The 21107-nt window shown below is 65.0% G+C and carries 21 protein-coding genes; 3 read left to right on the forward strand and 18 right to left on the reverse strand.

Annotated features, from left to right (window positions below; translation table 11 throughout):
* Positions 1-55 precede the first annotated feature (55 nt).
* Complete coding sequence (locus ACIF83_RS00730; protein ID WP_393464017.1) at positions 56-544, reverse strand: carboxymuconolactone decarboxylase family protein; 489 nt, start codon at positions 542-544, stop codon at positions 56-58.
* A 352-nt stretch (positions 545-896) separates the two neighbouring features.
* Between ACIF83_RS00730 and ACIF83_RS00735 the strand changes: the two genes are divergently transcribed.
* Entirely contained in the window at positions 897-1190 is a 294-nt protein-coding gene (locus ACIF83_RS00735; protein ID WP_393464020.1) for a hypothetical protein, read from the forward strand.
* A 146-nt stretch (positions 1191-1336) separates the two neighbouring features.
* On the opposite strand, the gene ACIF83_RS00740 is transcribed toward ACIF83_RS00735, so the two are convergent.
* Positions 1337-2530, reverse strand: coding sequence for a TIGR03118 family protein (locus ACIF83_RS00740; RefSeq protein WP_398139001.1), 1194 nt, complete (start codon positions 2528-2530; stop codon positions 1337-1339).
* A gap of 203 nt (positions 2531-2733) precedes the next feature.
* Between ACIF83_RS00740 and ACIF83_RS00745 the strand changes: the two genes are divergently transcribed.
* Positions 2734-3567: an inositol monophosphatase family protein gene (locus ACIF83_RS00745; RefSeq protein WP_399722543.1), complete on the forward strand. Its 834-nt coding sequence runs from the start codon at positions 2734-2736 to the stop codon at positions 3565-3567.
* 21 nt (positions 3568-3588) lie between these two features.
* Here ACIF83_RS00745 and ACIF83_RS00750 read toward each other — a convergent pair whose 3' ends face one another.
* From ACIF83_RS00750 to ACIF83_RS00785, 8 genes are all read right to left on the reverse strand, one after another.
* Positions 3589-4194 (reverse strand): DUF5753 domain-containing protein, encoded by a 606-nt coding sequence (locus tag ACIF83_RS00750; protein ID WP_399722545.1) that lies wholly within the window; start codon positions 4192-4194, stop codon positions 3589-3591.
* A gap of 11 nt (positions 4195-4205) precedes the next feature.
* Positions 4206-4673, reverse strand: coding sequence for a hypothetical protein (locus ACIF83_RS00755; RefSeq protein WP_399722547.1), 468 nt, complete (start codon positions 4671-4673; stop codon positions 4206-4208).
* A gap of 82 nt (positions 4674-4755) precedes the next feature.
* Positions 4756-4980: a DUF397 domain-containing protein gene (locus ACIF83_RS00760; RefSeq protein ID WP_399722549.1), complete on the reverse strand. Its 225-nt coding sequence runs from the start codon at positions 4978-4980 to the stop codon at positions 4756-4758.
* A gap of 419 nt (positions 4981-5399) precedes the next feature.
* Positions 5400-6230 carry a helix-turn-helix domain-containing protein gene (locus tag ACIF83_RS00765; RefSeq protein ID WP_399722551.1) on the reverse strand — a complete coding sequence of 277 codons (831 nt, stop codon included), beginning with the start codon at positions 6228-6230 and terminating at the stop codon, positions 5400-5402.
* Positions 6214-6738 carry a DUF6879 family protein gene (locus tag ACIF83_RS00770; protein WP_399722553.1) on the reverse strand — a complete coding sequence of 175 codons (525 nt, stop codon included), beginning with the start codon at positions 6736-6738 and terminating at the stop codon, positions 6214-6216. Before ACIF83_RS00770 ends, ACIF83_RS00765 begins: the two co-directional genes overlap by 17 nt.
* Complete coding sequence (locus ACIF83_RS00775) at positions 6722-6928, reverse strand: hypothetical protein (RefSeq protein ID WP_399722555.1); 207 nt, start codon at positions 6926-6928, stop codon at positions 6722-6724. Before ACIF83_RS00775 ends, ACIF83_RS00770 begins: the two co-directional genes overlap by 17 nt.
* Positions 6929-7169: 241 nt before the next feature.
* Complete coding sequence (locus ACIF83_RS00780) at positions 7170-7364, reverse strand: hypothetical protein (RefSeq protein ID WP_399722557.1); 195 nt, start codon at positions 7362-7364, stop codon at positions 7170-7172.
* A gap of 8 nt (positions 7365-7372) precedes the next feature.
* Complete coding sequence (locus ACIF83_RS00785) at positions 7373-8224, reverse strand: helix-turn-helix domain-containing protein (protein ID WP_399722559.1); 852 nt, start codon at positions 8222-8224, stop codon at positions 7373-7375.
* 113 nt (positions 8225-8337) lie between these two features.
* On the opposite strand from ACIF83_RS00785, the gene ACIF83_RS00790 reads away from it, so the two are divergent.
* Positions 8338-9150, forward strand: coding sequence for an ATP-binding protein (locus ACIF83_RS00790; protein WP_399722561.1), 813 nt, complete (start codon positions 8338-8340; stop codon positions 9148-9150).
* A 78-nt stretch (positions 9151-9228) separates the two neighbouring features.
* Here ACIF83_RS00790 and ACIF83_RS00795 read toward each other — a convergent pair whose 3' ends face one another.
* From ACIF83_RS00795 to ACIF83_RS00830, 8 genes are all read right to left on the reverse strand, one after another.
* The gene (locus ACIF83_RS00795; RefSeq protein ID WP_399722563.1) at positions 9229-10581 is read right to left on the reverse strand and encodes a DNA cytosine methyltransferase; all 1353 of its coding nucleotides are present in this window, start codon (positions 10579-10581) and stop codon (positions 9229-9231) included.
* A 9-nt stretch (positions 10582-10590) separates the two neighbouring features.
* Positions 10591-12381, reverse strand: a complete 1791-nt coding sequence (locus ACIF83_RS00800) for a DUF6339 family protein (protein WP_399722565.1) — start codon at positions 12379-12381, stop codon at positions 10591-10593.
* On the reverse strand, positions 12381-13208 hold the full coding sequence (locus ACIF83_RS00805; protein ID WP_399722568.1) for a hypothetical protein: 828 nt from the start codon (positions 13206-13208) through the stop codon (positions 12381-12383). The genes ACIF83_RS00800 and ACIF83_RS00805 overlap by 1 nt, the downstream gene beginning before the upstream one ends.
* A gap of 65 nt (positions 13209-13273) precedes the next feature.
* Positions 13274-15253: a hypothetical protein gene (locus ACIF83_RS00810; protein ID WP_399722570.1), complete on the reverse strand. Its 1980-nt coding sequence runs from the start codon at positions 15251-15253 to the stop codon at positions 13274-13276.
* Positions 15250-16275, reverse strand: a complete 1026-nt coding sequence (locus ACIF83_RS00815; protein WP_399722572.1) for a PD-(D/E)XK motif protein — start codon at positions 16273-16275, stop codon at positions 15250-15252. The genes ACIF83_RS00810 and ACIF83_RS00815 overlap by 4 nt, the downstream gene beginning before the upstream one ends.
* Positions 16272-18845, reverse strand: a complete 2574-nt coding sequence (locus ACIF83_RS00820) for a Z1 domain-containing protein (protein WP_399722574.1) — start codon at positions 18843-18845, stop codon at positions 16272-16274. The genes ACIF83_RS00815 and ACIF83_RS00820 overlap by 4 nt, the downstream gene beginning before the upstream one ends.
* A gap of 143 nt (positions 18846-18988) precedes the next feature.
* A complete protein-coding gene (locus ACIF83_RS00825; protein WP_399722575.1) occupies positions 18989-19408 on the reverse strand; it encodes a very short patch repair endonuclease in 420 nt (139 codons plus the stop codon).
* A gap of 546 nt (positions 19409-19954) precedes the next feature.
* Positions 19955-20965, reverse strand: a complete 1011-nt coding sequence (locus ACIF83_RS00830; RefSeq protein WP_399722577.1) for an SEC-C domain-containing protein — start codon at positions 20963-20965, stop codon at positions 19955-19957.
* Positions 20966-21107 lie beyond the last annotated feature (142 nt).

Raw genomic sequence — 21107 nt, forward strand, 5'->3', positions numbered from 1 at the left:
GAAGACGGTACGTACGCTCGCGGTCGGCGGAAATATCGGCGAGTTCCTGATGAAGTCAGTCCCACTGCTCGGCGGCGAGGGAGCTGACCGGCTGCGGCTTGCCGATGACGGCCAGGGCGATGAAGAAGTTGATCTGACCGATCGCGATGGTGAGGGTGGCCAGCGCCTTCTTGTCGTAGTGCTTCGCGACCTCGGCGTACAGCTCGTCGGTGACGCGCTCCTGGCCGTGCGGGGCGGGCTGGAGGGTGGCCTCCACCAGGGCGAGGGCGGCGCGCTCGGCGTCGGTGAAGTACGGGGCGTCCTGCCAGGAGGAGACGGCCGTGATGCGCTCCTCGGACTCCCCGGCCTTGCGCAGGAAGCCGGTGTTCAGGACCGTCAGGTAGGTGTTGCCGACGATCTGCCCGGCGCGCAGGTGGACGAGGCTCATCGTGGCGCGCGGCACCGAGCGGTTGCCCGTGGCCCGGAAGAGGGCGGCGCTGATGTCGTTCAGCTCGGGGACGAACTCGGCCGGGTTCGGCATGCGGGAGATCGAGGTGTTCGTCATGGCTGCTCTCCTTGGTACTGGGCCTGGTTGGCGTCTTCACAGCACTGACGGACGGGTGCGCGGAGATGTGACAGGAATCGGGGAGAGATTCTTTCCGGCGCGCTTCGAGCCTGCTTCTGGCCTGGTGGCAGCCCTGCCCTGCCTCAACTTCGCTCGCACGACGCTCCGTTGATATCAGCAGCGCATGGTGCGACGACGGGGACGGCAGAGGGGCGGGAAGAGATTCGCGCACGTGTACGACAGTGGTGCGGCACCCTCATCGCGGCCTCGTTGGGCCCGACGGGTGTTCCGGGCCCTTCCCCGTCGAGGCGCATGACGGGCGTGGCTTTCGAGCCGTGGAAGGATCGGTGCCATGGGTGGCACCGAGAAGCGCTGGGTGTACCGGGTCGACGAGCCGCACGGTTCGGAGGGCTGGCGCCCTTACGGCGGCCACCCCGGGCGCCGGCGGGGGACCGTCACCACCGACGACCCGGCCCATGGTGCGAAGTACGTCGCCGCGCTCGTCGTCACCGACCTGGTGACCGAGTGGGACGTGCGCGGCATCGGGGAGAGGCATGTGCGCGTGATCGTCTGGGAGGACGAGGAAGGCGTCGGCCCCGAGGACGCGGTTTTCACCGTGGAGATCCAGCCCGACCTCGGCTCCTGAGCGGGCGCCTCTCGGACCTGGCGAAGGTTGGGCGCCAGACGTGCCCCTGACGGCGGTGGGCTGGGGGGTGCTCGCCCGACGACAGAATCCGCCGGCCGAGCACCCGAAGATACGGCGACGCCGTACTCCTCGCCCTGCCTCTTGCTCTACTTCGCGGCGCGGAGGGTGCCGAGGAGCCCGTTGTTCTCGTCGTTGATGCCCGCCGCGAACCAGACGCTGTCAGGGCCGCCCGACTTGTCGGTGCCGCGCTGGAGCCCCCACAGCCCCGGGATCACGATCGGGTGCCTGTTGCGGTCCCGAAGGGTTCCCTCGAAGTGGCCGGTCCGCAGGTCGAAGACGTTGATCCTGCCGTCTCCGAAGTTGCCGACGAGCAGGTCGCCGGAGAACTTCCCGAACTTCTTGGGCGCCGTCTCCAGACCCCAGGGCGAGTTGAGCGCGCCCCGGCTCGCGAAGCGCTTGAGCAGCTTGCCCTTGGTGCTGAACACGTCGATGAAGCCGTTGCCGGCACCGGGGACGTCGTCTTCCTTGTCGGCGTCCTGCTTGGCGTAGGTCACGAAGACCCGGTCGCCGATCAGCTTGACGTCGAAGGGCGCGAAGCCCTTCTTGATTTTCGGGTCCTCGAATCGGTGGTCCGGCGGCAGGAGGTGGAACTTCTTGTCGAAGCTGTCGATGCGGGCGTCACGGAAGTTCGCGACCAGCACGCGCGGGTCGTTGCACTTGCCGCCCTTCTTGCAGTCCTCCCCGTGCTTCTTGCCGTCCCCGTGCTCCTTCTTGCCCGGCACGATCGTCAGGCCCTTGAAGACGGCGTTCTCGCCGTCACTGTTCTCGTGCGCGACCCGGACGGCGCTCTTCGGGTTCACGTCCGAGCTGAAGGCGAAGAGGTCACCGTCCTCCCCGGCGAAGAGGAAGCGGGCGACCCCGGACTTCCCTGACGCGGGGTCGGTGAAGCGGAAGGCGTCGGTGTCGTTGCGCGCGACCCCGGTCGGGGCACCGCCCTCGGGGATCGACACGACCTGGGAGAAGTTGACCGGCTGGTTGTCCCGGGCACCCGAGTACTTCGTGGCCAAGTCCGAACCGTTGTCCGCGACGAAGATGTTGCCGGCGGGCGTGCTGGCCAGACCCCAGGGGTTGACCAGGTTCGGATCGGTCTTCTCCGCCCTGCCCGGGATGTCGGACACCAGGTCGCGCTCCCGGAACCCGTGATCGGCCCTGCGCGGCGAGTCCGCGGCCCCGGCCGGCGTCGCGGCGACGAGCGCGCCGAGCGTGCCGAGGGCGAGCGTGACCGTGGTCAGCCGCCGCAGACCGGGACCGGGTCTACGGGCGAGTGCCTGTGATGCCATGCGGATTACTCCTGTTCAAGTAAGGGCAAACCATTAGAAGTAATCTCATGCGACCCTAAACGCACACATAAGCGACACGCAGGACCAGTCATCGTTGGACGGAATTTGACGCTGCCGTCCACCGGCGACCGCGGCCGGCACCAGTGCGGGGCCATGGCATCCTTCCCGAGGACCGTCCCTGACCCGACTGGCGGTGAACCCCAGTGAACGAGCACGACCACGACCTGGACCTAGACCACGACCTGGACCTGGACCGGGACCTGGACCGGGCTCTGACGGTCGCGACCGACCTGGCGGCCTGGGCGTCAGAGGCGATCCGCCGCCCGCGTGACGGCGGGGTGCGGGAGAAGGCGAGCCCGGCAGACATCGTCACGCAGACGGACGAGACCATCGAGGCCCACGTCCGCTCGGTCCTACGGGCGGCCTTCCCGACCCACGGCATCGAGGGCGAGGAACACGGCACCGACAAGCCGACGACCCCGAACGCCCCGTACTGGGTGGTGGACCCGGTGGACGGCACGACAAACTACGCCCACGGCATCGGCTGGTGCTCCTTCTCCCTGGGCCTGGCGGCCCCCGACGGCACCCCGCTACTCGGCTTGGTGGCCGACCCTTGGCGAGGCGAGACCTTCACGGCGATCCGAGGTCGGGGCGCCTACTTGAACGGCACCCCGACCCGCGCAGCCACCCACACCACCCTCACAGGCCACCTCTTCCTGACGGAATGGGCAGCCCACGCCCACTGGCCGGGCCTCGACTCCCTCCTCACCGCCCTCTCCGCCCGCCACTGCACGGCAAGGGTGATGGGCTCGACGGCACTCTCCCTGGCCCAGGTGGCCGCAGGTCGGGCCACCGTCGCGGCCGTTGGCGAATTCCATGCGGTGGACGGGCTTCCGGCGTATCTGATCGCGCGGGAGGCGGGGGCGGTGGCGCTCCCTCAGGTGCCTGTGTATGACGAGCCGTTGCTGTTGATGGCGCCTGGTGTGGTGGGGGAGATGGCGGAGCTGTGGGGCACTATCCAGGCCGGAGAGGCATAGAAGGCCGCTGCTTACGGGGCGTCACCCCTTGGTCCAGAAGGCCAGGGCTTTGCTGATCAGACTGGTGGCGCCATCTCCGTAGCTGGCCGCGCTGCTCAAGGCATCGAATGCCTTTTCGTGGAGCGCGAGTTCGTCGGTGTCAGTGATGTCCACACCGGACGCCACGAGTTCGTAGTGGACCCGCCCGCCGCGGTACATGTTGAAGCCAGGCATCGGGATCACACCGACCTCGGCGGTGGCGGGCAGGACCCCGAGAGTGAGCGAGGGCAGATCGATGTCGCGGAGCAGCCGCTCCATCTGCTCGCGCATGACCTGCGGCCCACCGACATTGGTGTACAGGGCCTGCTCGCCAAGGATCACGTCGTAGTGATGCTCCCCGTCGTACAGGACCTGCTGACGTTCCATGCGCTTGGCCACACCAGCTGCCACGTCGTCCGGCACACCGAGAAACTCGACGACCTTGCGCAGGATCACGCTCGCGTAGGCCTCGGTCTGGAGCGTGCCCCAGACCATCTCGGGTACATACGCCTTGCCGTGACGCGTCTGTTGGTACCAGTGGATGACCTCGTCCTGGATGTCTTCCGTGCCGGTGGACAGCCGCTGCTGCCAGGGGATCAAGCTGGTCACACTGTCTCTCCTTACTCAACGGGACACGAAAGTTCAGGTTTCGAACGGTTCGGAGAACACGTCACCACGGCGAGCGACAGGTACGAGGGGAGCTCCAGGTAGAACCCGAGCGACACATCGCTCGCTGAACTCAGCCTCCCAACAGTGGAGTTGAGCAGCGACAGGGGATCGATGAAGTCACGCCCCCATTCGGAAGCAAACCGGGGCGCGTACTCGGCCACACGCGCCACGATCCAGGAGGCTGCGTCCTTCGCCTCATCCCACGTGCCACGGACCAATGGGCGCGGTTTGACGAGCCAGTAAGCCGTCTCCAGCGGAGGGAGGTCCACGGTCGTGAACTCCGCCGTCACCTCGCGATAGCGCTGGATCAGCTCGGGCCTGCTTCCTGCCGGTGGCGGCACGGGATGCGGAGGCCGCCGGAGGGCCTCCTGGTCGAAACGCTCTTTCGCCCCGACCCATAGATAGCCGTGGTAGTGCACCAGTCGTTCCTGCCGGGCGTTGAAGGTCGAGGAAGGACCGGTCCCGGTTCCACGCGGGAGCCGGGACCGGTCAAGGGGGAGATCAGACGGGCAGCCCGAACCTCGCCGGATCGATGCCGGCTGCGTCCAGCTCCTCCGTGGTGAACCGCAGCGGCTCCACATCCGGCCGCTTGCTGTCACCCAGTGCCCAGGCGTCGTTGCCGATCCGGGCCAGGGTCACGCACCCCTCAGTGCAGGGACCTCCGCAAGCCTTGGCGAAGGAGGCCCCGCTGATGTCGAGCCCGTACAGCTTGGTTCCGTCCAGCATCACTGCACCTTTCTGCTCAGCTAACGCGGACATGGCTGACCGCCGCCGCCCTTGGTGGGCGGGAGTTCGTGGAGGGGAAGCAGACTGCTCTCAGTGGTCGGCGGTCCAACCGAGTCGAGTACAGCGTGGGCAATCGCAAGGCGGCCATTCCGAGGTGACCAAGGGGGCCAGGCTGTCGCTCTCGAACACGGCTTGTTCGGGTCCCCAGGTCTGGCCGGAATCGTGAGAGACACGCAGAGTCATCAGGGCCCGATCGGTTACGAGGCCTGGCGCTGCTCTCGGCTCTGGATGCGGTTCCGCAAGTCCGTGCTCCTGGCTCTTCTGCGTTCCCGCCATCAATCCTCCCCGGCTTCGTGATGCATCCATGATTCACCGGGTGGACGGGGTGTCCGAGCACTATTCCTGTTGTCTATTAAAGATCAACGGAAGAGGCTCGCCCATTCTTGAAGAAGGGTCCTTGCCGCCTCTTCGAACAGGGCCTTTCGCGCGTACTCGTTGAAAATTTCAAGATGTTCGGCGATGTCGCGGGCGTCCCGGAAAACCGTGCGTCCGGTGAACGTCTCGACAGTGGCCAGCCTGTCGTCGTACACCGTGAAGGTATTCATCGGGCCGCGGCTTATTGCAGTGCCCATGGGGACGATCCCTATCCGCACATTGGGAAGGTGGGACAGGGAAGCCAGGCGATCGACCTGCACAGCCATGGCAGGTGGAGGGAGCACGGACCACCTGACCGCTTGCTCCGTGAGTAGAAAAGTGAAGCGCTTGGTGGTGTCGTAAAGCACTGCTTGCCGATCGAGCTTCCGCGCGACCGTCTTGGAGACATCTCCCGGTGAATATTCGAGGCTGGCGCGAATGTACTCGGGAGTGGCCAGCAAGCCTGTGATCATTGCAGGGAGGAAGTACCGAAGTTCCTTGGCTTCGAACTCCAGGCCGGCCAACTCTGCCTGACGCTTCTCCAGGCCGCGTCGCCACGATGAGCGGATGGGCTGCCACTCGGTGTTTGCCAGCCGCGCCAGAGCCGTGACTTCGGCCATCAACTGCTGAGGCGCGCCGAGCGCCCGCAGGATGAGTTCGACGTCGACCAGACTAGGCGTGATCTCAGCGGTCTCGATCTTGCTGATCTTGGATTGAGACACGTTGCAGCGCTGAGCGAGCCGGACTTGGGACAGTCCGGCTCGCTTGCGCAGCGTCCGTAGTGTCTCAGCCAGGTCAGCTTTCGATTGCCCCAGCTGCTCAGGTTCGAGCGTCAAGGCCCTTCACGTACTCCTCGAAGGGCACCGATTCCGCGAGGGCGATGCGCTGGTACTCCCGGAATGCCTCTGGATCGCCTTCGTACACCTCCCGGCTGATCTGAGTGCCGTCCGGCTCGTAGTGCATGAGTACGATCTGTGAGCGGTCGAACATCCAGAAGTCCTGGACACCATCGAGAGGGTTGGGGCGATCGGTCACGTCAAGGATGCGAATCGCTTCACCGGCTTCCACGTTGTGGCGGTAGTACTCGAACTCGAAGCGGAGGTAATCCGAGAGGGGCTGAGTGACTATGTGCACTCGCCCGACGCTGCGGCCGCTGGCCACGTACGCCCTGATCCGATCGAACCAAGGCTGTGTCGCTTCACGCGTCATCGGCTCCCCGGCCAGGAATCGGCGGATGGCATCTTCCTCCTGCGGCACACGGTAGACGGGAAGAGTTTCCAGGCGCCACGCCTCCTTGTGCATGGCGTCGAACGTCTTCCGCCAGTCCTCACCAGCCAAGAGCACGGACAGCCTCCCTCAGGACCGCTTCCGGGATCTCCACGAGCGCTTCTCCCTCTGGCGGTTCGAAGGCATCCGACAAGTCCCCTTGGACCACGAATGACCCCGAGCCCGTTCGGTACACGTTGGGGCAGTCGTCACCCCCGCACTCCCCGTTCCCATTGCCGGTCAGCCGGGTCAGATCCCCACGCGTCATCGTGCCCCCTGTGCGTAGGGCAGGGCCGTTCCCTGCCTCAGGGATGACGCTAGGTCGGCTGCGCAGGGGGCGTCCATGACGCCACGGAGATATTCCTGTAGTGGGGTAGTTGATCTTTCGGCCCGGCTTGCTTCCACGTCGTGAGACGTATCTCCTGGGCCGGCCACCACCAACCTGCATCCCAACCGAACGCTTGTCGACGTATCCGGTCGGTGTGCCAGCCGGTCATCCAAGTGCGGCTTCACTGGAGCAGGTGGTCCGCCTTGCCTGCCTTGATGTCCAGAATCATGTTTCGCAGGGCGTCTCGCCTGTCGGTGATGAAACGGTCCTCCTCGCCGCGCACCGCTATGTAGGCATTGCCGGCCTCGTCGACACCTAGCCGGAAGCACGAGTTGCCTTCCCCGCAGAACGGTTCTTCCCACTGGATCTCGGACATGACGTCTCCTAGAGCTCACGTGCGATGGCGTGGATAAAGTCCCTTGACCTGTCGGCGGACAGCGCCAGGTCCTCCAACCGATCCAAGTGGGCACGGTACTTGGCCAACTCGGCCTCCCCGAAGAGGAAGTCGGGACCATGAGAGTTGTCGATCTGCACGGTGTCGAGCTGCTCCGTCGGTCCTTCCGCGTACAGAACGGTCTGGCCCGCGCCCGGAAAGGCGCCGTGGGCAAAGGGGACGGCCAGGACGGTCAGGCCATCCCGTTCGGACTGATCAAGGAGATGTTCGAGCTGTGCGCGGGCAACCCGAGGCCCGCCGAACTGCATACGGAGAGCGGCCTCGTGCACGATGCCGGTGAATGTGGGTGCAGACTCGGCGGCGAGTACCGCCTGGCGGCGGCTGCGATGGGCCGTTCGTAGCGCCACCTCGTGTTCCGGTAGGTCGGGGAGGACGGCACGGAAGACGGCGAAGGCGTAGTCGGTCGTCTGAAGCAGGCCAGGGATGTGGACTGTGCACGCCGCACGCATATGAATGGCTCGAGACTCCAACTCGGCGATGTCCAGCATGCCTTGGGGCAGGGCCCCGCGGTACTGCTCCCACCAGCCCTGGGTGCCGGCCGAGGCCATCTCGACCAACGCGGCCACGTACTTCTCGTCGTCGCATTGACAGTGCTGAGCCAGCGTCCGTAGACGTTCCGCGCTGATGTTCCGGACCCCGGATTCCATGTAGGAGATCTTTCCCCGGTCGACGCCGAGGAGGACTGCTGCCTGTTCCGCAGACATGCCTGCAGCTACTCGGATCCTGCGCAACTCGTGACCGAGGCGCCTCTGTCGCTGAGTTGGGACTGCCTTCGGGGGCATGCCGATCCTTCCGTGTTGGCTCAGAAGGCAGTCTGCCGTGTGCCGTCACCTCAAAGCCACGATCGAGCTAATTTGCCGGACTGCATGGCAAATTTACCTGAGTGTCTTCTAGCTTGAACATCACGCCGCTCGCACGCGGCGAGCAGAAGTGCATCGCGCACGCCTGCCTGATCTCTCCTGCCCTGGGAGAGGTGGGCCTGCGCCGGGGCGACAGGCCACTGCTCGACGAGCAGCGCAGGTGGACAAGCAGAAGAAGGAGTCGGGACATGGATTGCAGTGCATGTACGCCGAGACGGCCCTGGGATGTGCCGTTTCTTGCCGAGCCAAGGGAAGTAGCGGCACTGCGGCGCCTGCTGCGGACCCACTTGGGCCTCTGGGGCCTGCCAGAGTTGGCTGAAGCGGCCCAGCTCTGCGTGAGCGAGCTCGTTTCCAACGTGATTACTCATGTGGGTCCGGGTACCCCGACAACCCTTGCCGTCTCGATGAGCGGCACGTACCTGCGTATCGAGGTCCAGGACCCCGACACTCGGGCCTTACCGACGCTGGTCGAGTCGGCCGATGATGCCGAAACGGGGCGCGGTATGGCACTTGTCGCTGCCACTTCCGATCGCTGGGGCGTGCAGCTCCTGCTCGACCGCAAGGTCACTTGGGTCGAGCTCGCCACGGGCTTGAGCACGTCACAGGGACACAGTGAGAACGTCCACGTGTCAAGAGCCGCAAGTGCCCTCGGCTTCTACGGCGTGCGGCACTCGCTGCACCCGACCGCACGGAACGCGCTGGGCGCCTGTGTCGCTCAGGTGGCGGCGATCGAGGTCATCGCCGACCTGCTTCATTGGCTTCGGGTGCATGGTCATGACGCGGACGAGGCTCTTGATCGGGCTCACAGCAAGTTCGAGGCAGAAGCGGGGCAGGTCACCCGCCGGTGACCGCAGCGCGGCAGCGCAGTAGCGGTCGGGCAGCGCTGCCGTTTTGCGTGATCGCATCGAGTCGCTCTGCCTTGCGCGTCAGCCGCGGAGGTAGGCGTGTATTGACGCTGCAATCGCCTTTCCGAGTGGGATCGGTACTGCGTTTCCGATCTGCGTGGCAATCTCGATCTTCGAGCCGCACCAGCGAAAGCCCAGTGGGAATCCCTGGATTCGGGCAGCCTCGTAGTGTGTAATTGGCCGAGGCTCCTCGGGGTGCAGGTAGCGCCCCTTTTCCGGCTTGAAGAACTCGGTGCGGATGGTGACCGAGGGCTCTCCGTAGCGAAGTCGGCCCATTACATCCCCGGTTCCGGTGTTGTGGTTGTCCCAACTCTTGGTGGAAAGGGGCTCGACGGTTGTCCTCACGCCCGGCGGGTTGGGAGTTTCGAAGATGTGCACCTCGTTGAACTCGTCGAGCGTGTACCACTTGTCGCGCAGATCTTTTCTGTTTCCGCCGCGCGGAATGGCGCGATAGCGTGCTCTGGAGAGGGGCTCCGGGTTGCGGCCGAAGTGCAGATCGTGAGTGGTGAAGATCCCTTGCAGTACAGAATTCACCTCGGGGATGAACTCCTTGCCGTCCGGAAGTTCGGTTCCCCGGATGTCGCGTCTTGCCGACTCGCTGAAGATGTCGTCGACAGCCTGCCAATACGACATTCCGGCATCCAACCCGTCCAGGGGCTGAACGGTGGCGGCAAGCGACCCTCGTGGTCGACGAACATGTGTCCTCGGCGGGTACATCAACGTCCGACCGTTGTCGATGTCGCGACGAACACCGATGACAATGGCTCGACGGCGCGCCTGGGCTGCTCCATAGTCGGCAGCGTTGAGAAGATATCGTTTGTTCTTCTCTTCGTCGCTGCAAGAAGGATCGTATCCGGGCGGATCCACCAGCCGGTACTCGGAGAGTTTCCCGCCCTCTTTCACCTCGTTGAGCAGGTTGCGAAACTCGTCCGACTTCAGGAAGCGGTCGACATTCTCGATGACGAATACCTTCGGACGGATATCCGCAACGATCCTGACGTACTCCTCCCAGAGGCGATTTCGCTCACTGCCCTTTTTGTTGCGATTCAGGGCAGAGAAACCTTGGCAGGGGGGGCCTCCGACGACGACGTCCGCGTGGCGAGCTTGCGGGGTCGGTTGCCAGTCCTCGATGTCGCCCACGTGTACGCGAGCAGCCGGAACCCGCTCGTCAGGTCGAAGGGTCCCGAAGTTCACGGCGTACGTGGCAGCCGCAGCAACATTGTGTTCGACAGCCGCGATGCTGTGGAAGACCGGCCCCTCCCCGTCCCCTGCTGCAGGGCGAAACTCGTGAAACCCCTGCGTAAAGCCACCACAGCCGCTGAACAGGTCGACGACTGTGATCGGAGGAAGAACATCGGGGCGGGGCGTAACCATGGGGCGATCTTAGCCTCGGAGCGCGGCGGCGATGGCAAGCCCCACAGCGGTCGCCAGCGGCGGAGGCATCGCATGTCCCACTTGACGATACCTGGAGGTCTTGCCACCGAAGAGGTTCCAGTCAGGAGGGAACGATTGAATCATCGCGGCTTGTTCGACGGTGAGCTTGGGCTCTCCGTCGGCTGGGAAGTCGAGCCCCGGTGGTTCGTCGCCGAGGCTATTGCCATTGATGCCCAGCGTGGCCCATGCCTTCTTGCTGCCGGTGGGGCCCAGGTCGGCGCCGCCACGTCGGTCTGAGCCTCCAACGAGTGCCGGTGCGATGCGATCCGCCTTCCTGATCCAACTCTCCGAGCCGGGCCAGCCGTGGGCCGCCATGGACGGACCGAGGACCTGGCCCACGGTGGGTGCCGGCGCTCCGCTTGGCTCGGGCCAGGAATAGCGATCGAAGTAGGGATCTTGAAGAGCTACCAGGAACCCGCTGTTGCGGTTCTGCGGCACGCTGAAGTCGGCAGCGTTGAGTACCTTCCAGCTCGAGCGCAGACCTGCCCGACGCAGTTCTTTCTCGATCCAAGCGCGGTCTTCATCGAACTCGGGGCTGCCGACGAGGTCGGGAACGTTCTCGAAGAGAACAGCCTTCGGCGTGATCTCGCATACCAAGGAAATCGCCGCACGCAGCACCCGGCGCTCCTCGGTGTCCTCTGCTCGACCCACTGTTGCGAGAGACTTTACGCGCGGCAAACCGCCGCTGACGAGATCGACGCCGATGGCATCTGGGCGCATGCTCGGATGGAATTGAACTACATCCATGCACACGACGTCCCATTCGGGTCGATTCAGATCGATCGTGAAGCAGGCGTCGGCCTTGCTGTCTATGAGTACCACCGGGTCGAACCCGGCGCGTTCGAGCCCGAGAGCCTGTGCGCCTGCGCCGGCACAAATCTCCACGGAACGGAAACGCCCAGTGCCGACTCGGGCATCGAGTTGTCCACCGTGCACCGGCGCCACAGCGGCTGGGCTTTGCGCAGGGATTGCTATGGGGCTTGGAGTGCCGAGCCGTTGGGCGTCCACGGACTCTTGGGCGACTACTCGCAGCTCATCGGTGAGCGCACGCTCCTCGATACCGTCGAACAGTACGAACGGTGCAAGTCGCAGAAGTCGCTTGAGGAAATCGCGCAAGGTGTCTCGTTCATTCAGGCCTGCGAGGTCCAGGCCCTCCCAAACACGGAGGATTGCGCGGACGAGATGGGGGCTTCCACCGAGCGCAGCGCGTCGTGCGTAGATTTGATCGAATGCGGCCTCACCGAGGATCTCGAGCGCGGCGTATGGCTCCGCTTCGTCGGGCGAGCGCACGAGCTGGGCGCGCCACCAGAGCCGGCCGAAGACGTGTCGAGTGAGGTCGGTCCCAAGAACGCGATCCTTGGGCGGCTGGGGGTAGCGCCAGAATGCGACGTCCGGGAGGAGGGCCAGCGCCAGGAAGGCCCAGACGTCGCGAGACGCGGCTTCGGCGGGCACCATGCCCATCTCCGCGTGCAGCAGAGCAGCCAATTGCAGATCGAACTCGGCGTTGCGCGTTCGGTCCGAGTCGTCCGGGAAGCCTGCCTGTTTGGCCAGGTCCAGGACACCTTCCCTCAGCTCACGGAGCTGAGCGGCGGAGATGCGATCGCCGCCGGTGGCCACGTAAACCGCGGAGTCGTGGGAGACCGCCACGCGACGGGCCAGTTCCGTGAGAGTGAGCTCCCTGTACTCGTCGAAGAGCGGTCTCGCCTGTGCGGCGAGGAGCCGAGGATAGAGGAAGCTCATCACGACACCTCGAAGATTCTTACGGCAGCTTGTAGGTCCGAGGCGAACAAGGCGGGCGACTGTCGTTGACGCAGCCGTACGTCAGCGGTCGACTGTCCTGGGAAGAGTTGGTCGAACAGGCTCAGCAGGGTGGCCCCCAGCGACCCGTCCGGGAAGTCTGCATCATCGGCGAAGTCGTCATGAGCGAGCGCGTGCTCGATCATGGTTCGGGCGGCGTCCGCGTAGACGGCGGAGAGCACGACTCGGTCAATGGGACGCGGCCTGGCTGCATTCTGGAATGCCGTGGCTGTGACCGTGTTCCGTTCGTTGACCAGGAGAAGTAGGGCCCCCATGGTGGCATGTTCCATGCCCCCGCTGATCTGGAGGTGCCAAGCCGCGTCGTCCGGGAAAGATGTCCGGGCGAAGTCGATCACGGCCATCGGGAATTGTGGAGCGTCACCCTGGAGGCGCAGTTCTGCTCGGTCGCTCCAGAGAACGGAGCCTGCTCGCCGTGGTGACGAAGGGCGGGCGTCGCTCCTCCGTTCTGCCAGTACGAGAGCGGTGTCCAGGAGCAGCAGACCACCGAGATCGGCGCCGCGTAGAAGCACATCGAACTCTGCTGTGACGGTACCAGCCTCGGCCAACCGGAGGTGCTGGCCGGGGCCGCTCAAGTTGGAGCCGGTGGCGGTCCACACGGTGGAGGCCACGAGAGGGGCATCTGCTGGGAGCCCGGATTGCCGACGAGCCCGGTCCACGTCGATACGGACGTTTCTGCGCAGGCGCAGATCCATTTGGTAGTCCCAGTCCGGCAATGCCTCGGGCAAGGCCACCTCGCCGTCCTCGACCATGAGACGCCACGGTTCGGCAACGACGACATCTTCTGACGGGACCCGGTAGGGAAGGACACGACGAGTCACTGACCCTTCACCGCCTCGACCTTGATACCGATCTCGGTCATGGTGTCCGGCGCCGGCCGCACGACGGCGCGCCAGGTGGATTCGCCGCCTTCGAGTACTTGTGGATCGGAGGTGTAAAGGTGGCCAGTGTCGTCCTCCCAACCGACCAGCTCGGGCATGCTCGCGCCTATGGGCGGATCGGTCTCACGACCACCGGTCCCGGGTAGAGTGACTGCCAGGTCGATGTGTACGCGCTGGGGTCCCGGTACGGGAAGCCGGAACTCCTGAATCAGCACCGAGTTGTTCTCGCGATCGTCGTAGTAGGGATCGCCGATGTACTGGACCCTGGGCCGGCGGACGGTGGAGCCGACATTGGCGGGCTTCGGTCCGCCGACGAAGGATGGCCCGTTCCCGTGTATGTCACGGGGATCGAGGTCGCCGGTCGTGATCGGGTCGGATGCTTCGGGCGCCCGTACGGGACGACTTGGTCCTCGACGACCCGTCTCGTCGGCCTCGAACTTGGCGCTTCGCGTCGCAGTGCTGCCGGGCTTGGAGTATGCCGTGGCCCCCCCGATTCCCCAGGCGCCTCCCACAAGGCCGGAGAACATTGAACTGGCGGCGCCGAGGGCTACGTTGCTTGCCCCGGGACGTGTTACGCCGCTCAGGGACATCAAGCGTTCCAGAGCTTCATTGATCCGCCGGAACGTCGTCTGCACGAAGGTGCTTTCGGGCCTTTCGAGGGAGTGCGGATTCCAGGCATCGTGTGTGGGTGGTTCAGCCTTGGCGTAGATCTCGTCCATAGCCTCGTCGGCCCGGAAGACACCGGCGTAGCCCTGATTCGTGCTGGGAGGCTTCGGCCCCGGATGGTAAGTGACGACCAGTTCTGCGGGACGCATCAGACAGACATGATGGATCAGGTCTTCAATGTCCAACATGCGTGATGCGCGTGTGGGCTCAAGCGGCGGCATGATGCGCTTCACCAGGCCCAACCGGCCCAGATGACGTTTCGGCTTGAGGCACTCGAGGCCGTTGCCGTCCGGTCCCGTCATCATTTCGTACGCCGCGACGAACATGTTGAGCGGGCGGGCGCTCCGCGGATCTGGCACCGGATGCTGGACACCGTCACACGTGACGGAGAAGCGCATGGCGGGCGGCCTGCCGGCGGTGGAGATCATCTTGGGCCACAGATGCCAGGCAATGGTGTCGCCCAGGTAGTCGGCTGCTTCAGATCCTTCAAGTTCGTCCAGGTTGGGATCGATGACGACAACGGTCGTCCCGGTCTCCTGAGGGCCGAAGGGCTTCAGCCCAAGGCGTTGGGCGAAGGTCTCGGCTTCAGATCCGACAAGTGGTTCGACGACGTGTCCAGAGGTGTCACCCCACCAGTGTCTGCCCGTGTAGCGCCGTTGCCCCCGGTCTTCGAGAGCCACGTAGCTCTTCCAAAGCGTGCAGCCGATGAGACGGGTTTCGTACATTCCCTTCGCCGTGCGGCAGCGGGAATGGACAAGTACCGTTCCTGGCTTGGACAGCAGATAGAAGATGCCCTTGCCGAAGCCGTAGGTGCCGCCCCCGAGTGCTGTGTCGCGGGGTTCGCCGATGTTGCGAATGAAGGAGACGAAGTCCCGCTCCGGGCCAACGGCATCGTCTGCACGGGTCGGCCCTCCAAGTCCGCGAGTGCCGCGATCGGACACCGCCAGTACCCGGATCGAGCCATGCTTGAGCGTTTCCCGGAGTGGGAAATTGTCGCCGCTGGGAGCGCCGGCAAGCAGCAGTTCCCTCCAAGCACCGGTGTGGGCAGGGCTGACGGTCCACATGTCGATGCGATAGTCGACGGGGGCGTCGGACTTGAGGAGGCGGGCATCCCAGCTGTTCTGAGCGGACTCGCGCACCAGGATGGTGAGTAGGTCGAGTTCCGGGCGCCCCAACTGGTTACGGATGCCTTCGGCGGCGCTCGCACCTTCCGGGGGATAGGGCTGGGAGAACCATTGGGGCCCAGTCACACGGACTCCCGGATCAAATGTTCGAGCAGTTGGACCACCTCGTCGGCGGGCATGGGGCTCGGTGCGTCCTTGGACAGGTCGATCGTGTACTCAACGTCCAGAACGGACAGGGGCACGCCTGCTTCGAGAAGTGTTTGTGTCGTTAGCCGGGGGAAGTCGGAGGTCACCCGGTACCACCTCTCCTCTCCGACCACAAAACGAATGCTTCGGTACTTCTCTGCGTCGACGGAGCGGTAGCCGGTGGCGGCGAGCATCTCGAGGAGGGCACTCTCGTCGTCACACGAATGAAGCGTCTGTTCCAGCAACTCCAAGAACCCGAGTCCGGAAGCACTTGAGTCAGACGACTCCAGACGGAACCAAACCAGGCAGAGTGTTCCTCCCAGGGGAGGATCGAGCTGGTCGAGCCCGTGTATTCGGGGCTTTCGACCCCCGGCCGCGCCGCTGGTCTTGACTTCGACAGCTGCCTTTCCGGCCACGAAGTCGTGAGGGTGCCCCTTGGGCCCTCGCCAGAGCCGATGAGCGCTGGAATCGCGATCAAGAAGTCGCTTCAGTACCAGCAGCTCGCCGAACAAGCCGGCGATCTGCTCAGGTCCGAGTGGAGCACTTTGCCCTTGGAACAGGGCTTTCCAGCGGTCGAGGACTCCATAGAGGGCCTTCACCGGATTCTGGGGAAGCGTCGCAACAGCGCTCAACACATTCACGCACAGCTCAGTGAACAGGTCGTTGAGGTCTGTGCGCAGGCAAGTGAGATCGGCGTACGTCTGGTAGGTCTCGTCGTCCTCCAGCGGACGCTTGCGCAGCCGGAGGACGGGGCCGTCGAGATTGGTGCGGATCTTCCGGTGTGTATGCACCGGCACCAGGACGTGGCGATGGCCCTCGTGGTCTATGCCTGCGGCCAGGGAGCCCTGGTCTGTCGTCACTGGAAGCTGTGAAACTCGCAGGCGATGCCTACCCGTGGTCTGTTCGGCCTCGAGCGCGGTCCAACGCTCCTCGACGAGCTGTCGCAAGGTGTCGGCGTTCACGCGTCGTCGCCTTCGATCGGGCTGAGGTCCGCGTCCTCGATGCGTACGCCGGACAGATCGGCGGAGATGTACTTCTTCACAGCGCTGTCCTCGTGTCGCGGCTTCGGGAAAACGAGGCCGACGCCTATCACGTGCTCCTCGGCATTCAAGGCCTTACGCTCCTTCGACGCGCGCGTACGCTGTTTCTGCGCCGGATTGGGCTCGGACGTCTTGTCGATCGGGTACAGGACCAACAGCCCCGTGTCGGGGAGTTGGGCACTGCGTGCGTCGATGATTCCCTTCTCGTCCAACTTCTCCGTGTCCCCTCCCAGATCAACCGCTGCGTCGCGACGGCTCATCAGGGTCTTGATGTCCGCGAAGTCCGGATCGGAGTTCTCCAGGTCGAGGCGGGCACGGACGCTACGTCCCACCGTTACGCCCCGTGCGAAGGTGAACGGCTCCCCGGCGGGGTTGCCGACGATGGCGACGTTCCATCGGCGCAGCGATCCCGCAGTGCTGACGCGTTTCCGGATGTAGTCCTTGATCAGGTCGGCATCGTTCTCGGTCGACTTCTCGTGGAACTTGTATGCCCCCAAGAAGTCGATGACCACGTCGTGCGGCACGTCACGGAAGATGTACCGGCCGTCAGCCGATCGCTCCTCCACTCGGACAGCATTCGAGAGGGAGGCCTGCACCAGGTCTCGCGCGGCGGAGATGTTTCCGCGAAGCCAGTCCTTGTTCGTGTGGAAGTAGTGGGTCTGCACGCGCTTGCCACCGTAGGCGGAGGCCGCGGTGACGGCGTCGCGCATCTTGGCTGCGGCGGTGACCCGGAGGGACGGGTGCGTACGCAGACGCACGGCGAACGTGAGCGGTGTCTCGTCCTCCGTCATGTAGATGTCAATGTCGCGGCGCATCTCGGTCTCAACCGTCGCGAGGTGCCGGAACCACTCGGCCAGTTCGTCGGTCATCCAGATGCGCGGCAGGTCCGCATAGCCGTTCCTGAAGCCGAACCATCGCCCCATTTGCAACAGCGTGTCGTACGCCGAGACGGCGCGGACGAAATAGCTGACCGACAGACCTTCAAGGGTCAGGCCGCGTGACAGAGTGTTACCGCCGACGGCGATCGCCACGACAGGGCCGTTCTCGTAGTCCAGGCGGTCCTCGCTGCTCGAGTTGTCCATGATGATGCGGCAGCCGCTGAGTACTCCGGGTAGTTCCGGCACCAGCTCTTCGAACAGCACCTTCGTCTCGTCGAACTCCTCAGCCGGGACGCGTGCGGTCTCCCGGTCCCAGAGGTCACGCAATCGAGAGAGGAACGTCGCGTCGGCGAGGGACTGCGCAGCTCGGTCCAACAGGTGCCGCAACGGACGCTTGAAGCTGTTGTGCACGGCCGTGTTGACGCTGGTGTGGATCAGCATCGTGCTGTGCGGGTTGCCGGTACCACGTACTCGGCGAGCGGCGGTGACCAGCCAAAAGTACTCGATCGCCTGGCGCAGGGTGTCGGTGATGACCGGTTCGAAACCCTCGACGTCGGCTCTGGTCTCCGGGCGCACGCATGGAACGTCGTCCTTGGGAACCGAACGGATCATGTCGTGGCCGTCATCGACCTGCTCGGGGTCCTCGCCGTCGAGTGCGTAGCGGCCGAACAGCACCTCGGTGCCGAAATGCCCTCCGGGCTTGGGGAGGTTCACCACGAAGTCGCGAGGATAGAGATCCTCCGCGCTCGGATCGATGAGCAAGTTGGCAAAGGGCGACGCGGTGTACCCCACATAGGCGGACCGGGGGAGGCTGCTCATGATGCGCAGGATCAGCGGATTGATGGACTTCGTTGCAACCGTGGCCTGGTCGGCCTCGTCGTCGATGATCAGTGCCGGGCAGTCATGCAGGTGGTCTGCGGCCTGCTCCAGCCAGAGGGCGAGCTTGCGCAGCACCGTTGCGTTCTTCTTGACCACGCACAGTACGCGCGTCTTGTTGTTCTTGCCGAAGTACGAAGCCGGGTTCTGCAGTGGAGTGAAATCCTCATCCAGTCCAGTGAGTTGAGACCACAGGGAGGGATTGGGTTCCACGAGCTGCTGTACCAGGCGGGCTTGGGTCTGGCGTCGGAGACCGTTGTGGATGCCGGCCAGGACGATGAAGAGCTTGTAGCCGCGATCGGCCGCCTTGGCCATTACGGAAGTGAAGTTGGTGGTCTTGCCGGACTGTACATAGCCCACGACCAGACCTCGCGTGGAGAAGGACTTCTCCTTCGGGTGGTTCAGCAGCGACACCACGCGCGTGGAAGAGTCGTCGAGATTGCGGATCGCAGGCTCATCGGACCAACCGTCCTTGCGTAGCAGGTCGACAATCGCCGGCCAGCACTTGTCCTTGTCCTGTGGACCCGTGTACCACGTGTCGCGGTTCCCGAGGACTACGGCGTGAGGCTCTTCGAGTTCCTTGATGCGTATCGTCTGGCGCTCGTGACGGTCCCGGATTTCCTGGACGATCTCCGGGCCGACGCCCAGCATCTCCAACCGCTTGACGGCTTCGGACGGAGGGAAGGTGTCCAAGAGTGCCTTGAACGTCTCGTACATGCCGTCGAACTCGTCGGTCATAGGACCCGACCGCCCCCGCTCCCACTCGTCAATCGGTCCGCCGGATCACTTCCCGAGCCGGACCGGTCGAGAGGTGGCCCAGGGCTACCTTTACAAGGTCTACACATTATTCAGTCGGATGGTTGTTGCCACCAAGGACTGTGTCACGATTGATGCTTGTCTGCCGGACCCCTTCGCCCCTCGGGGTGCGATCGTCCGGTCGCGACCGCCGCGGCGATCCGACGTGCCACTTCGTTGGCGGATTCGTGCTCCCAGAAGCGCAGCACCGTCCAACCTGCCGATGTCAGATGCTCAGTTGTCTCCAGGTCGCGCGCCATGTTCTTGTCGAGCTTGGCACGCCACCACTCGGCGTTGACCTTTGGCTGCGTTGCGTGTTCGGGGCACCCGTGCCAGAAGCAGCCGTCCAGGAAGATCGCGACCTTGGCTCTCGTGAAGACGATGTCGATCGTCCGTCGGGGCATTCCAGGGACCGGCAGGTTCACGCGGTAGCGCAGACCTGCCGCATGAAGGAGGCGGCGGACCGCGACTTCGGGGGCTGTGTCTCGCGATCCCTGGCGACTCATGCGAGCGGAGACTGCGGCGGAGGAAGGCACGGCGTGTGACACGGCAGCATTGTGCCGGCGTAAGCGGCGCGTGTGTCCCCTTACCTCGGGACGGGGTCAGAACCGGGGCAGCCTTGGATCGCAACCGTAGATCGATTCTGTCGGTCTTGACCAGGCACTCTTCCATGCACATTTGCCCGGTCGAGCGGCACCGAGGGTGGAGTCGGGTCGCCCGCTTCTCGGCGTTGTCGTGCTTCCGAGGCACGCCTCAAGGGCGCTCCCGCTTCGCTGCGCCCCTGCGTCGGCCGGCGCCGGTCCTTCGGGCGACCCTGGCCCGGGCCGCTCCAGCACGGGGAAGAAGCGAGCGGGCGGCCAGGGGAAGCTGGGTGCCATGGGGGAATCGGCCCTTGGGAGGGCTCCATCGTGGCCAGGGTCGGGACGTCACCTTGGGCGCGTCGAGCGGCTGGGCTCGGCATGTTCTGGTCGGCCTAGATGGCTGCAGGAGGGGCGATCGGGCTTACAAACCCGAGCGGTTGTGGGCAGACAGGGCAGGGACGGGGCATGGCCTCACGCCCCATGGCACACCCCATACCCCTGAGCCGACCCACACCAGCACTCCGCCCCCCTCTGAGGCGGCCAAACCGCAGCCCGCCCCCGAGCCGCCAAAGTCGTCGCATACTGCGGCAACAGCGTCACGTCACCCGGCGACGACCCCTCCGACGCCGCGAACGCCTCGTACGACGGGACAGTCCCCGTCACGATGCCCAGGTTCGAGGTCCCGGAGGAGGACAGTTCGCGGAGCGAGGACTCTATGGTCGTCAGGTGCTCGGGGTGGGAGGGGTACTCGTCGGCCAGGTCCGGGTACGCCGAGAGCAGTTCGCCCAGCTCGTGGGCCGGCCAGTGCAGGATCGCCACGGGGAAGGGGCGGGACAGGGCCTCCCTGAACGCCCCCAGCTCCGCCCGCAACCGCGAGATCTCCGCCTCCAGCTCCGCCGGATTGTCCGAGCCCAGGGACCACACCCGCTTCGGGTCGTGGAGTTCGTCCAGGGAGACCGGGGAGGAGTGGAGGGTGTCCGCCAGGGTGTCCCAGTCGTCGTGGGCCAGGCCCAGCATCCTGCGTACGCGGTGGCGGCCGAAGAGAAGCGGGTGGGTCGAGTACGGAGGCTCCGCGCCGTCCGTCAGAAGCAGGCTCGCCGCCTCCGTGAAGGTCTCCGCCGCCGCCTGCAGCTCGTCGTGCGACTCCAGGGACTCGGCCACGATCACCCAGGGGGCCGGGTCGCGGGGCGCCGATGCCCGGATTCCGTCGATGATCGCCCTTGCCTCTGCCTCGTGGTCGTACTCCCAGAGGTTCGACGCCTTCAGGGCCCGCACCAGGTGGGGGTTCTCCAGCGAAGCGGGATCGGACAGCAGACGGTCGTAGAGCGTCGTCGCGGCGGGGCGGTCGCCGGCCAGTTCCAGGTGGGCCGCGGCGCGCAGGAGCAGGGCCTCGGCGTCCTCGGGGTACAGACCGGAGGTCCGTTCCAGGCGTGCCGCCTCGGCGGTGTGGTCGACATTCTCGGCAGACGTGTCGGGGCGCATGGGTGACACCGTACTGCCGGGCGGTGACAAACGTGAGGCGCAAAGGGGAGGGAAAGAGGTGAGAAAGGGGAGGTGGGGAAGTGGGTCCCGGCGCGCGGGAGATGACGCGAGGGGCGATATGGACCGCTATCGTCGACGCGGA

Source organism: Streptomyces sp. NPDC085866 (assembly GCF_044541035.1).
Taxonomy (GTDB): Bacteria; Actinomycetota; Actinomycetes; order Streptomycetales; family Streptomycetaceae; genus Streptomyces.